At 46.6% G+C, this 13,852-nt stretch carries 14 protein-coding genes; 3 read left to right on the top strand and 11 right to left on the bottom strand.

Annotation, left to right across the window (positions count from 1 at the left end; translation table 11 throughout):
- Positions 1–70: 70 nt before the first annotated feature.
- The 3 genes from RCG24_RS17755 to RCG24_RS17745 form a co-directional block, all read right to left on the bottom strand.
- On the bottom strand, positions 71–1,261 hold the full coding sequence (locus RCG24_RS17755; protein ID WP_308077615.1) for an acetyl-CoA C-acetyltransferase: 1,191 nt from the start codon (positions 1,259–1,261) through the stop codon (positions 71–73).
- 362 nt (positions 1,262–1,623) lie between these two features.
- Positions 1,624–1,749 (bottom strand): hypothetical protein, encoded by a 126-nt coding sequence (locus RCG24_RS17750; RefSeq protein WP_308077614.1) that lies wholly within the window; start codon positions 1,747–1,749, stop codon positions 1,624–1,626.
- Between the two features lie 74 nt (positions 1,750–1,823).
- A complete protein-coding gene (locus tag RCG24_RS17745; protein WP_308077613.1) occupies positions 1,824–3,938 on the bottom strand; it encodes a (Fe-S)-binding protein in 2,115 nt (704 codons plus the stop codon).
- A gap of 295 nt (positions 3,939–4,233) precedes the next feature.
- Between RCG24_RS17745 and cls the strand changes: the two genes are divergently transcribed.
- Positions 4,234–5,478, top strand: coding sequence for a cardiolipin synthase (cls, locus tag RCG24_RS17740; RefSeq protein ID WP_202654438.1), 1,245 nt, complete (start codon positions 4,234–4,236; stop codon positions 5,476–5,478).
- 255 nt (positions 5,479–5,733) lie between these two features.
- Here cls and RCG24_RS17735 read toward each other — a convergent pair whose 3' ends face one another.
- The 4 genes from RCG24_RS17735 to speE all read right to left on the bottom strand — a co-directional run bounded on the left by RCG24_RS17735 (position 5,734) and on the right by speE (position 8,631).
- Positions 5,734–5,913, bottom strand: coding sequence for an H-type small acid-soluble spore protein (locus tag RCG24_RS17735; protein ID WP_202654439.1), 180 nt, complete (start codon positions 5,911–5,913; stop codon positions 5,734–5,736).
- A gap of 58 nt (positions 5,914–5,971) precedes the next feature.
- Entirely contained in the window at positions 5,972–6,403 is a 432-nt protein-coding gene (locus tag RCG24_RS17730) for a YwiB family protein (RefSeq protein WP_308077612.1), read from the bottom strand.
- Between the two features lie 220 nt (positions 6,404–6,623).
- Entirely contained in the window at positions 6,624–7,496 is an 873-nt protein-coding gene (gene speB / locus RCG24_RS17725; protein WP_308077611.1) for an agmatinase, read from the bottom strand.
- Between the two features lie 304 nt (positions 7,497–7,800).
- Complete coding sequence (speE, locus tag RCG24_RS17720; protein ID WP_202654441.1) at positions 7,801–8,631, bottom strand: spermidine synthase; 831 nt, start codon at positions 8,629–8,631, stop codon at positions 7,801–7,803.
- A gap of 364 nt (positions 8,632–8,995) precedes the next feature.
- On the opposite strand from speE, the gene RCG24_RS17715 reads away from it, so the two are divergent.
- The gene (locus tag RCG24_RS17715) at positions 8,996–11,062 is read left to right on the top strand and encodes a transglycosylase domain-containing protein (RefSeq protein ID WP_308077610.1); all 2,067 of its coding nucleotides are present in this window, start codon (positions 8,996–8,998) and stop codon (positions 11,060–11,062) included.
- Positions 11,063–11,178: 116 nt separating this feature from the next.
- Here RCG24_RS17715 and RCG24_RS17710 read toward each other — a convergent pair whose 3' ends face one another.
- The gene (locus RCG24_RS17710; protein ID WP_202654443.1) at positions 11,179–11,688 is read right to left on the bottom strand and encodes a YwhD family protein; all 510 of its coding nucleotides are present in this window, start codon (positions 11,686–11,688) and stop codon (positions 11,179–11,181) included.
- Between the two features lie 18 nt (positions 11,689–11,706).
- On the bottom strand, positions 11,707–12,330 hold the full coding sequence (locus RCG24_RS17705; protein ID WP_202654646.1) for a site-2 protease family protein: 624 nt from the start codon (positions 12,328–12,330) through the stop codon (positions 11,707–11,709).
- Positions 12,331–12,593: 263 nt separating this feature from the next.
- Between RCG24_RS17705 and RCG24_RS17700 the strand changes: the two genes are divergently transcribed.
- Positions 12,594–12,779, top strand: a complete 186-nt coding sequence (locus tag RCG24_RS17700; protein ID WP_308077609.1) for a 2-hydroxymuconate tautomerase — start codon at positions 12,594–12,596, stop codon at positions 12,777–12,779.
- A gap of 191 nt (positions 12,780–12,970) precedes the next feature.
- Here RCG24_RS17700 and RCG24_RS17695 read toward each other — a convergent pair whose 3' ends face one another.
- On the bottom strand, positions 12,971–13,201 hold the full coding sequence (locus tag RCG24_RS17695) for a hypothetical protein (protein WP_202654445.1): 231 nt from the start codon (positions 13,199–13,201) through the stop codon (positions 12,971–12,973).
- Between the two features lie 147 nt (positions 13,202–13,348).
- Entirely contained in the window at positions 13,349–13,852 is a 504-nt protein-coding gene (locus RCG24_RS17690) for a YwgA family protein (protein WP_308077608.1), read from the bottom strand.

Here is a 13,852-nt window from a genome sequence, read left to right as displayed (position 1 = left end):
TTTTGGGTGGTTTTGGACATTTTTTCAAACGTTTTGGACAAATAGACAAATATCGGTACCAGTACGTTCACTATTGCCCCTTTGGTACCTCAATCATCACGGCATCGCCCTGGCCGCCGCCGGAGCAGATCGCGGCAATCCCGATCCCGCCGCCGCGTCGCTTCAATTCATGGATTAATGTAATGATAATTCTTGCTCCACTTGCACCGATCGGATGTCCGAGAGCAACAGCGCCACCATTGACATTAATTTTTTCCGGATCCAATCCGGCGATTTGACTGCTCGCTAACGTGACAGCGGCAAATGCTTCATTAATTTCAAACAAATCGATATCTGCCAGGCTTTTGCCGGTTTTTCGCAAAATTTCATTGATGACGAAGCCCGGTGTCTTAGGAAAGTCCTTTGCCTCTACGGCGACCGCCGCCTGCCCGATAATCACTGCCTCCACCTTGCGGCCTTCACGCGCCGCCCGCTCCTCACTCATGAGCACCAGGGCACCGGCCCCATCATTCACTCCGGGGGCATTTCCGGCAGTAATGGTCCCTTCACCATTAAAAGCCGGTCCCAGCTTTGCCAGCTTTTCTAGGGATGTATCCTTCCGTGGCGATTCATCATGCTCGACGATTACCGGGGCACCTTTGCGCTGCGGTACCTCAACAGCAACAATTTCTTCGGCAAATTTGCCGCTCTCGATGGCGGCAAGTGCCCGTTGGTGACTCCTAAATGCCCACTCATCCTGGGCTTCGCGGCTGAGTCCCATTTCCTCAGCGGTTGAGTTCCCATATGTGCCCATGTGAACCCCGGTGAAGCTGCAGCTTAAACCGTCGTGAATCATTAAATCTTTCACAGCCGCATCGCCCATCCTTAAGCCCCATCTTGCTTTTGGTAAAAAATACGGGGAGTTGCTCATCGATTCCATACCCCCGGCAACAATCACTTCTTCCTCACCCAGGCGGATGATTTGATCCGCCAAGGTCACGCTGCGTAAGCCCGAGGCACATACCTTGTTGATGGTTTCTGTCTTTACTTCCCATGGTAATCCAGCGTTCCGGGCAGCCTGTCGCGACGGAATTTGCCCTTGCCCGCCTTGTAAAACGGTTCCAAAAATAACTTCACCAACATCTTTTGGCGCCACATCAGCCCTTTTTAGCGCTGCTTTAATGGCGATCCCCCCAAGTTCAACGGCGGAAAGGCTGCTCAAGGCCCCGCCGAATTTGCCAAACGGTGTTCGAACTCCGCTTAAAATAACTGTTCTCCCCATTCAAAAAAGTCCCCCTTTTGCCAATATTTAGTCAGGTGTGTTTATATAGAAACTCGCCAGCTGACGAACCCAAAGAGCGACGACAGAGGCGAAGTTTGCTAGAAAGAATTGTGCTTTCATCAGACATTTTTCCATTAGCTATAAAAGCTATGGTTTACCGAGCGACTGAACGCTCGCTCAATAGGTAGCAAAAAACGAACGCAGACCCAGATTCCCAGCCCACGTAAAATACGCAATGAAAGCGTTTTATGCACATTTCTATTTTACACAAAAAATAGCAGAAGTTGAATTGTTTTTCATAAAATTCCAAAATTTTATTTTCAACCTCTGCTATTGTAATAATTGATAGGTTCTTAGGCTAATTAGAGGCGTGTTTTCGCCAATTGGAGTGCATCTCCCGACAATTGATGAAGGTTTTTCGCCAATTGGAGTGTGTCTCCCGCCAATTGACGAAGGTTTTTCGCCAATTGGAGTGCATCTCCCGCCAATTGACGAAGCCCTCCCGACAATTGATCACTGTTATCCGCTAATTGCCACTGCCTGGCACCCAGCTAGGAGCACGTTACCCTGCAATTGTTGCTGGTTCACCGCAGACAGCTTTTTCGAGAAGCTCAGCGACATCGTAAGTGCTGATCTTGTCTTCCACTTCCTTCGCTTTCGTTCCGTCAGACAGCATTGTTAAGCAGTATGGGCAGGCGGAGCTGATCATCGTGGAATGAGTCTCCAGCGCCTGTTCGGTCCGTGCGACATTGATCCGTTGACCGGTATCCTCTTCCATCCACATCAGACCGCCGCCAGCGCCGCAGCACATTGCTCGGTCGTGGTTGCGCTCCATTTCTACAAGCTTCACTCCTGGAATCGCTTTTAAAATCTCGCGCGGCGGGTCGTACACTTCGTTGTAGCGTCCTAAATAGCAGGAATCATGGAACGTAATCGTTTCATTGACGGCATGCTTCGGAACGAGTTTGCCGTCACGGACAAGCTGATAGAGAATTTCCGTATGATGATAGACCTCGACACCCTCCAATCCGAAATCAGGGTATTCATTTTTGAAAATATTATAGGCATGCGGGTCAGTGGTGACGATCTTCTTTACGCCCGCTTTCTCAAATTCCTCAATGTTTTTCGTTGCTAATTCCTGGAACAGGAACTCGTTGCCGAGGCGGCGTGCAGTGTCGCCGGAGTTCTTTTCTTTGTTGCCAAGAATAGCAAATTTCACGCCGGCTTCGTTTAATAGCTTGGCAAATGACAAGGCAATCTTCTGGCTGCGGTTGTCAAAAGAACCCATCGAACCAACCCAAAAGAGGTATTCGAACTCTTCACCGGCTTTGTTCATTTCTTTTACCGTTTTGACTTCCACGTCTTCGCGAAGCTCGCGCCAGTTTTCCCGCTCTTTGCGGTTCAAGCCCCATGGGTTGCCTTGACGTTCAATGTTGGTCATTGCACGCTGGGCATCCGGGTTCATTTTTCCTTCTGTTAACACCAGATAACGGCGCAGGTCGATGATTTTTTCAACATGCTCGTTCATGACCGGACATTGATCTTCACAGTTGCGGCAGGTGGTGCACGCCCAGATTTCCTCTTCGGTAATGACATCGCCAATCAGGCTCGGGCTGTACACGGCAGAGGCCGCCGATTCCTGTACTCCTTGTGCGGCAGCTGCGATCGCCAGCTGGTTTCCTTGTGTATGGTTAAACGCAAATGTCGGCACCCACGGCTTTTTCGACGTCACGGCAGCACCATAATTGGTCAAGTGGTCACGCATTTTCAGGATTAAATCCATCGGTGACAGCATCTTTCCAGTGCCAGTTGCCGGACACATGTTGGTACAGCGGCCGCACTCCACACAGGCGTAAAAATCAACCATTTGCAGCTGGGTGAAATCTTCAATTTTTCCTACTCCAAAGGATTCCTGTGACTCATCTTCAAAATCAATCTTTGATAATTTACCGGGATTTTCTAAACGGTTTAAATAAACGTTCGCCGGCCCGGCAATTAAGTGGGCGTGTTTGCCCTGCGGCACATAGACCAGGAAGGAAAGCAGGAATAATAGGTGGAACCACCAAGCGATATAGAAAATCACAATTGAAGCCGTTTCACCGACTCCCGCCAAAGCCATTGAAATGACCGAAGCAACCGGTTCAGTCCATGACGGATCCTCACCATGCCAGATGATGCCGGCACCGTTTCCTAACAGGACGGAAAGCATCAGGCCGCCGATAAAAATCAATACCAGCCCATTTTTAAAGCCACGCTTTAGGCGAACCAATTTTTCAATGTAACGACGGTAGAAAGCCCAAACAACCGCGACTAAAATCATTAATGTGACAATTTCCTGGAAGAAGGTAAAAGCTGGATACAACGGGCCCAGCGGCAGATGGGAACCCGGTTTAATCCCCTTCCAAATGAAATCAATCGCGCCAAATTGCACAAGAATAAAGCCGTAAAAGAACATGACGTGTATTGCGCCGCTCTTTTTATCCTTTAACAGCTTTTTTTGGCCAAAAACCATAACCCAAATTTTACGCAGCCGTTCCTTTACATTGTTGTCAAACTCCGTCTTTTTCCCAAGCTTAATATATTCAATCCGGGTTTTGACAACATAGGTGAACAGGCTCACAGCGTAAGCGGTTACGGCGAGAAACGCAATGAGGTTAACCCATAGTAGACCATTCATGAAAATGCTCCTTTCGTTTGATCCTCCGCTATAATCTTTTTAAGTTGTAGAAAATGGCTAATTTTCTGAACTAAGCTTGTTTCTATTTTATATAATGAATGAGCATTCAGTCAATCTATTTTTATACTTTTAAATTCTTTTAAAAAAATTATGTAAATACCAAATTTTCAGAAATATACTTATCTCTATTATAGTATGAAAGGTCGCTCAGTCAACCTATTTTTGCAAGATTCTCCTCACTTATAGAAAATGGCTGCCTTGGAAAAACTAATTCCACTGATTGGGGGAATTCCTAATGAAGGTATTGGGTATTTGCATATTTCTTATCATGATCTGGCTCATTCTTGATTTTAGCCTGGGAAGAAAGCAGCATCTTTCGCGTGTTTCGAAACGGGAAACCCCGTTTCTCCACAGCAATTTTGAAATTTTTACGAATGGTAAAGAGCTGATTCACGATTATTTTAACAGTTTGCGGCAGGCGAAAAAACAGATTCATGTTTTATTTTACATTGTTAAAAATGATGCGATCAGCAAGGAATTCCTGACGATTTTAAAAGAAAAGGCACTGGAAGGGATCGAAGTGCGGCTGCTGCTTGATCGGCTCGGCTGCCTCAAGGTGAAACAAGCAGTTGTGAAGGAGTTACGGCAGGCGGGTGTGCAAGTGGCTTTTAGTGCTCCTGTAAAATTGCCCTTTTTGTTTTATTCAGCCCAGGTGCGGAACCATCGAAAAATATCCGTCATTGATGAGAACATCGGCTATCTTGGGGGATTTAATATTGGCAAAGAATATATCGACGCTGGCCCGCCGAAGCTGCGGCCATGGCGGGATTATCATGTAAAAATCAGCGGTGAAGGTGTAAACGAGTTACAAAAAGAGTTCTTGCTAGATTGGCAGCACGCGACGAGTGAAGATGTTTTTCTTAGCTGGCCTGGACCTGTCGGTATGGCCGTCAATTGGGAAGCAGCGGCAGAGCTTACCTTTCCTTTGGGATGTAGAATGGGCGCCAGTCGCCACCAATTCATTGCAACGGAGGCCAATCAGCTGGAAAAACAGTTTATTGAATTAATCCGAATGGCAGAAAAGGAAATCATCATTGGCACGCCTTATTTTATTCCCAGCCGCGAGATTTTGGATGAATTGCTGGCGGCGCTAAAGCGGGGTGTCCGTCTTTTGGTTGTCGTTCCGTACTATGCCGATCATCCGCTCGTGCAGGAGGCTTCCTATCGCTTTTTTCGGCGTCTGCTGCGTGAGGGTGCTGTCGTTTATCAGTATAAAAACGGTTTTTATCATGCGAAAACATTTGTAGTAGACGATAAAGTCTGTGACGTCGGCACTGCCAATTTTGATAAGCGCAGTCTTTACCTAAACAAGGAAATCAACTGTTACATCTATGATTCAGTCTTTATTACCCGCCTTAAGGCGGTGTTAGAAAAAGACATTCAGGATTCCGAACGATTGTCATTGGAAACTTTGGAAAAACCAAATTTGCTTAGGACGGTGAAAGAAGCTACAGCCTATTGTCTTTCTTATTTTTTGTAATCAACTGTAAACTCGCGACTGGCGAGTCTGTAAGGACAGTTCATGAGGCGTAGTTGAATTAATGCGACATAGGGAGGAGCTGTCCAGGAAGTCCATTTTTGAGTAAAAAACACCGAAAATAAAAACCCAAGAATGCCGTAAAATCAACATTCTTGGGTTTATCTATTTTTAATTTTCGGGCTGAAAAACCACTTTTCGTACCTCCCCTCCTATTAGCCAAGAAAAGAGTCCCCGAGCGGTTTCGGAGACTCTTTTCTAGTCTTCAATTAAATTGAGCACCGGGACATCCTGTTCATTGTCCGGGTCTTTTCGGGAATAAATCCGCGCCATTTTCGTTTTCTCATCGACATGCTGAATGATCACCGGCGTGCCATTGTAGGTCACATGAATCATGTCAGCAGACTCAAGAATTTCCTTCGCTCTTCCCACATTCATAGATTTGGCCCACTCCTCGCAAAAAAATACATTACTACTATTTGCATTTTTTTGGATATTATTCATACGAGTGCTCCGGTTGAAAATGGATTTCCAACTGAAAAGTGCCGGCGGGCGCCCCCTGCATCTCGAAATCATAGATGATATCGATTTGGCCGCTGCCATTTTCCTGAGAGGTGAATTCCATTTTTTTCGCCAATGTTGCCGTTTCAAATGCCCCCAGCGACAGCTCATAGCTGCCCGGGAGCTTCTGCTGCAGCCGAAATGGCAGCCGCATTTTAATGGCCCCGCTGCGTAAAATCAGCATTTCCTCTTGTGATACTTTTACGATGGTACGAACAGTGCCTACCTCTTCTAATACTTCCTCATACTGCAAATAGGCAGCCCGCTCTTTTTGAAAGTAGCGGCCAAACACGATCAGTTCCACTGGCGCAGCATCGTTTATGGTGGTTTTCACGGAAATTTTTACAGGTATTTCATTTGTCGTCAAAAAAGTGCACTTCCTTTTTATTTTTTAAAACTGCTTGGATTTTGGATTCGCTAATAAATTGCTTGGATTCGCTAATAAAAGCTATAAATTCGCGAATAAAACTCATTTTTCCGCTAATATACCGGGGGAAATCGCTAATATAGTATAAGTCCAGGTCTAGCTCTGCATAAAACAAAAGATGTCCGTCCTATTGGGAGCAGACATCTCAATGGTATCATCACTATTTCACCCATCCGAGCAGCATTTCGCGAATCAATTTGCTTGCCGTATTGGCGGTTTGCTCGGAAACATCGTAAATCGGGGCAACCTCTACAAGATCGGCGCCGACCACGTTTACTTGCGACCGGGCAATCTCATGAATCGATGCCAGCAGCTCTTTTGAGGTAATCCCGCCGGCATCGACCGTGCCGGTTCCAGGCGCGTGGGACGGATCGAGTACATCGATATCAATGGTGACATAGACCGGGCGTCCGGCCAGCTTTGGCAGTACTTCCTTTAACGGCTCCAGCACTTCAAATTTGGAAATGTGCATGCCATTTTGCTTCGCCCACTCAAATTCCTCTTTCATCCCGGAGCGGATTCCAAATGAATAGACATTGGACGGCCCCATCAGTTCGGCAATCTTCCGAATTGGAGTTGAATGTGACAACTCTTCGCCTTCGTATTGTTCGCGAAGGTCGGTATGGGCATCCATATGGATAATGGCCAGATCGGGATATTTTTTATAAACAGCCCGCATGACCGGCCAGGAGACGAGGTGCTCTCCGCCCATTCCTAGCGGAAACTTGTCGGCTTCGAGTATTTTTTTGACAAATTCCTCAATCAAATCAAGGCTGCGCTGCGGATTGCCAAACGGCAGCGGAATATCACCGGCATCAAAATATTTAATTTCATCCAGCTCGCGGTCAAGATATGGACTGTACTCCTCCAGCCCAATCGACACCTCGCGAATCCGCGCCGGGCCAAACCGCGACCCGGGCCGATAACTCACCGTCCAATCCATCGGCATCCCATAAATCACAACCTGACTCTCCTCATAATTCGGATGACTCTTAATAAACACATTTCCTGAATAAGCCTCATCAAAACGCATCGCGGCATTCCTCTCTTTCTATGTAATAAGTGTTAATAGTGGTGATAAAGTAGTGTCACAATATTGGTGTCAGGCACCATCTGTGGACACGATTCCACGTGGGGTGGACACATTTTTTGTATATTTCCCTTTTAATGGTAGACTGAATGACTCTACGTGACCGAGTTCTCTTTTTTTACCCCGTTCGGGCAACTAGAACTCCTCTACTTGACCGCGAACACCTTTTTTCATCACGTTGGGGAGCGTAGACTCCCCGACTTTACCAGGTAGATTTTTTTACACCTTGAAGAACCTACCCGTTAACCTACTGCAGCAATTCCTGGACAAATTTTGGCAGGATGAATGCTGCTTTGTGCAATTCTTTCGTGTAGTACTTTGTTTCGATGTCGTGGAAGCTGTCGTCGCTGACGGCGAGAGGGTCATACACCTTCGAACCGATGGTAAATGCCCACAGGCCGCTAGGATAGGTTGGGATGTTGGCAAGATACAAACGGGTAATCGGAAAAATTTCGCGAACATCCCGCTGGACATTGCGAATCAGCTCTCCCTTGAACCATGGGTTATCCGACTGGGCAACAAACAGTCCGTCCTCCTTCAGCGCCTTGGAAATCCCGGCATAGAACCCCTTCGTGAACAGATTCACGGCCGGCCCGATCGGCTCAGTGGAATCCACCATGATACAATCGTATTCATTTTCGCTGTTGGCAATATGCATGAAGCCGTCAGCCACCCGCACCTCTACGCGCGGGTCATCGAGCCAGCCGGCAATTTCCGGGAGAAACTTTTTTGAATATTCTATCACCTTTCCATCAATATCGACAAGCGTTGCCTTCTTTACACTTGGGTGCTTTAACACCTCGCGGATGACACCGCCGTCGCCGCCGCCGACAACGAGCACATTCTCCGGATTAGGGTGGGTAAACAGCGGTACGTGGGCGACCATCTCATGATAGACAAATTCGTCTTTCACCGAGGTCATCACCATGCCGTCGAGCAGCAGCATGTTGCCCCATTCGGCAGTTTCCACCATCTCTAGCATTTGATATTCGGTTTTTTCTGTATGTAAGGTTTTATTCACTTTCATGGTAATGCCAAAGTTTTCAGTTTGCTTTTCAGTAAACCAAAGTCCAGCCAATAGAATCATCCTTCCTAGTTTTTCTCAGCCATCACTCCTAAGCAGCGCCCGCTGACGCTTTCAAATTTTATCCTACCCAAACTATTGAATTACAATCATCAGAATTTGTCTAGTAAAAATCTGAAAGATTTTAACCCGTAAAGGTTTAAAACCAAGCTGATTTTTCAATACTATTACTATCTAAATTTTTCAGCCGAACAGTTGCTTTTTTTAAAAAACTCGCCGATTGGAAAGCCTTCAAAGCAATGACAGAGGCGCAGTTCTCCCAATAGTATAACTTTTGGGCTGCGATGCCTATGGTTACAAAGGTTACTTTGTTTATTTACACTTTCTTATCGGTCTAAAAAAGGGGTGGTGGGCTTACATGGAAATCATGACAGATCACGGATTTCGCAAAACCATTAAAATTTTTCGCGCTATTTTCTTCATCAGTTTGATCGCCATGGCTGGTATGGTCATTGTCTTGGCCGGCATTCTTACCTATGCAAAGATCCTCGGACCGCCGCCGCTCGCCGTGCCTCAGTCAACATTGTATTTTTCCGATGATGGCAAATTGATTGGCGAAAGCAACAACGGGCAAAAACGCTACTGGGCCAAGCTTGAGGAAATTTCGCCGGATTTAATTCATGCCACCATCGCGATTGAAGACCGAAATTTTTACAACCACCACGGTTTTGATTACAAACGGATTGCCGGGGCGGTGATTGCCGATATCCGCGCATTGGCAAAAGTACAAGGGGCGAGTACGATTACCCAGCAGTATGCCCGCAACCTATTTCTCGAGCATGACAAAACGTGGACGCGGAAAATTCACGAAGCCTTCTATACCATCCGCCTCGAAATGAACTATACGAAAAATGATATTTTGGAAGGTTATTTAAATACCATCTACTATGGAAACGGGGCTTATGGGGCGGAAGCAGCGAGTCAGTTTTATTTTGGCAAAAAAGCGGCCGATCTCAGTTTGGCAGAGGCCAGCATGCTCGCGGGCATTCCTAAGGGCCCCGGTCTTTACTCGCCACTGAGTTCATTGAAAAATGCCAAACAGCGCCAGGCCATTATTTTAACGAGCATGGAAAAAAACGGCTATATCACCAAAACGGAAGCGGCAGCCGCCGCCAAACAAAAGCTCGTCTTCACCGGTGTGCATAAGACGCAAAAAGTGAAAGTAGCCCCTTATTTCCAGGACGCCGTGCAAAATGCCCTCAAAAATCAGCTCCATTTGGATGAGCGCATGATTGCCCTAGGCGGATTAAAGGTGTACACGACGCTAAGCCTCAAACAGCAAAAGGCAGCGGAGAAGCAAATCAAACAAAATGTAGCGCGCTCGTCTGATATTCAAGTGGCGCTAGTGGCGATGAACCCGAAAAACGGTTATATCCAAGCAATGGTCGGCGGCCGGGATTACGCACAAAGTCCGTTTAACCGCGCTGTACAAGCGGTCAGGCAGCCTGGTTCGACGATTAAGCCGCTGCTATATTATGCCGCTCTGGAGCATGGGTTCACCCCATCATCGACGATGCGAAGTGAGGATACAACCTTTCATTTTGATGATGGTCGGGCTGATTACACGCCGCATAACTTCAATAATCAGTATGCCCACGGCGAAATTACGCTCGCCCAGGCGCTGGCCGTTTCGGATAATATTTTTGCGGTAAAAACACATCTATTTTTAGGTGAAGAGGTGCTAAAGGAGACAGCAAAGAAATTCGGACTATCGACAAAAATGGCCCAGGTTCCGTCACTTGCGCTGGGAAGCTCGGGGGTCCGCGTAATTGAAATGGCCAATGCCTACAGCCTGTTCGCCAATGGCGGCAAACGCGTTGAGCCAACCCTGATTACCAAAGTGGAAGATTATCATGGCAAGGTGATTTTTGAAAAAAAATCGCAGACTGAAAAAATCCTTGACCCGGCGAGAGCTTATGTCATGACGCAAATGCTGACCGGCATATTCGACCCGAAACTCAACGGCTATGCGAAGGTGACCGGGAGTACGATCGCTGCCGAGCTGACGCGCCCTTATGCGGGCAAATCCGGTTCAACCGAGACGGACAGCTGGATGATTGGCTACTCGCCGCAGCTTGTGACCGCCGTTTGGGCCGGTTATGATGTCGGGAAGCCGATTAACCTCTCCACCGAGAAGTCATATGCGAAGAAAATCTGGGCTCATTTTATGGAGGAAGCCCTACAAGGCAAGGCCGTCAAAGCGTTCAAGCCACCAAAGGACGGGGTGGTCGGCGTTTACGTCGATCCAGCCAATGGTAAGCTGGCGACAGACGACTGCCCGGTCCGCCGGCTCACGTATTTTGTTGCCGGAACCGAGCCGTCCGAATATTGCACCGAGCATCTAAAAAATGGCGGCGGCAAACCGGATAATCGCGAAACAGTGCCGAAAAAACCATGGTATAAACGATTATGGCCATGGGGTTAAGGTTATGGAAAAAGCTCCGGAGATGGTTCCGGAGCTTTTTCTTGTCCTAGTTTTACAGTGTTTTTACACTGCTTATAATACTACTCATTTTTCCAAAAAAATTCAAGATTAGTTTTTCATTCAGCGGCCAAGGCCGTCTTCAGTTCAGCGGACGAATTATTCCACATCGTCTCATTATGGGAACGAAGGAAATCGGCCAGCACTTCTTTCGAGCGGGCGTCCATATCATCCACGATAATATGGCGTTTGAGCGATTTATCCATGCGGTTCACATGCTCGGGCAGCAGCTTGTAACCGCGCCGAATTTCCCGGTCAACGGTCATAAAACAGGCGGCCACGCCGGCATAATACGGCCCTTCTTCCTTACGGTCAACTGTTACCCAGACGAGCCAATATGGTTTGCCGTTCGGTACTTCCTCTTTATTCGGCAAAAATTTGATCCCTCTTTCGACAGCACTGCGGGCATGCATCGCGCCAATATCAATTTCCGCCTCTCCGGCCTCAACATCAATGATAACCGGCGTTACGTTATCGAGGCTGAGTGCCCCCTTGCCAAAGCCCTTGTGCCCATCGGTTGGATCACTCTTAATGATATTAAAGCCCATTTTTTTCTTATTTTCTTCCATTATGGCGTAAGACCTCCTTTAAAAAAACAGCCCATAAAAGAATTGATTTAAAACGTCCCAGATCCACGGGATGACGATGCTGAAAAGCGGTTGAATCGTGATGCTGTTTAGCGGCGGGATAAGGACTAAAATCAAAAAAATTAGAATTCCATACTGCTCATATTGGGTCATTTTTGCCCTAGTGTCATTGGGGACTAGATCCTCAACAATCCGGTAGCCGTCAAGCGGCGGCAGCGGCAGCAAATTAAAGATGAAGAGGACGATATTAAGCCGGATAAAGATTTGCATAAAGGAATAGAAATTGTCCGAACTATTGATACCAAAATGGTTTAAACCATACCAAACAATGAAGCCAAGGCAGGCCAACAGCAGATTCGCCAACGGTCCGGCAACCGAAACGAGCACACCGGCAAGGCGCGGCTTTTTAAAAAAATAGCGGTTAACGGGAACCGGGCGGGCCCAGCCGAATCCGGCAATCAAAATCAGGATCGTGCCGAATGGATCGAGATGCTGCAGCGGATTTAAGGTCAGCCGCCCCTGCTTTTTTGCCGTCATATCACCAAATTTATAGGCAACATAGGCATGGGCAAATTCATGCAAGGTAAAGGCAAATACCAGGGTAATCGCAACATAAGGAATCATCTGTAAGGGATAAGCCAAAAAGCCATCTAGAAAATCCAAAAATAGTTCTCCTCCTTAGTGAAAAAGCGGAGTCAGTCTCCGTACCATCTCTAGTTTCCTTCTAGTATACATGAAACCGCTTTGAAAATGAAAATCAAATGGACCTTGAACGGGGTCAATGCTGCCTAAAATATTTTACTCATCCACATATGAGAAATATTGCACTTTTTTGTCTATTGTGGAACACTACAAGCAGAGCTTTTTACGAAGGGAGGAAATCGAACATGCCATACGTAACGGTAAAAATGCTGGAAGGCCGCACTGACACACAAAAGAAAGCACTCGTTGAGAAAGTAACCGACGCCGTCAGCGAAACCACCGGCGCCCCAAAAGAAAACATCACCGTCTTTATTGAAGAAATGAGCAAAAACCACTACGCCGTCGCAGGCGTCCGCGCCAGCGACAAATAACACAAGACCCATCACGCAGTCAATGTGATTTTGGGGGGCACCATGTGAAATTTTCACATGGTGCCTGACACCCCTCGTGGACACGATTCCACCCCACACGGACACAGAAAATGGTAGTTGGTATTGCCTGGCAATAAAAAAGAGTGTGAAGCGACCATACGTAGGTTTCACACTTTTTTTGCCGTTCCGGTTTACAATTTTAGATTGTCCTTTGGTTCTTCAAGTCTCATTTTTTCCAGTTCGAGCCGCATTTTTTCGGTTTCGATTAAATAGTTCTCATGTTTAAGTCTTTCCAGCTCCAGCTGGTCCTTCACCATTCCCGCCTTTATTTTTGTCTTTTTAATGGAGAAGCCACCCAGAATCGCCACCATAGGAATCCCAAATGTCATTACTATTGCGACCAAGCCTACGAATTCATCCATGCCTTACCCTCCCTCACCACACTGATAGACAAATCATAGCAAATTTTCTAGAAAATTCATATAACCCAAAACTTAAAAAAATGCCTGGATTTTTGACTACCCGATTGTATGGCAAGACAAAAATCCAAGCATTTCCCTGACCTGACATTATTGAACTTTCGCTCTCAAGCTTTCAATATAGCGATAGGCTTCTTCTATTTCCGCTTCCGTATAGCGCTGGCTGCTTTTTAACGTAAATACTTTGTTTTTGACCTCTTCCCTTGGAAGCTCACCAAAAAACAGAACCGTCGATACCAGCTCTAAAAATCTTGCATTTTGCTCATTCATATCCTGGAAACAATCTTCTAAAAACGGCATCTCGACTTCATTTAGACTTAAAAACTCTTTCCCGGATTCCGTCAATGTATAACGGTACTGAAAATAGCCGCCTTTTTTCTCCTTGATCTCATTCAAGAAGCCCATGTTGCACAGTTCCTCCACTCTTGTCGTCAATTCCTCCGAGTATGGGCCGTAAAAATGAAACTGGAATCGATCATTAAACGGAAAGTGAATTTTTTTCGCAATATATATCATCTTTTGCAGTTTCTTGCGGCCGACGATTTCGCCGGAAACCATAATCGCCTGCATCAGCTTGGCATGATCTTTTAACAC

It is taken from the genome of Neobacillus sp. OS1-32 (genome assembly GCF_030915425.1).
Lineage (GTDB): Bacteria > Bacillota > Bacilli > Bacillales > Cytobacillaceae > Neobacillus > Neobacillus paridis.
The sequence above is the reverse complement of the archived record's forward strand: the minus strand, read 5'-3'. Positions and strand labels throughout refer to the sequence as shown.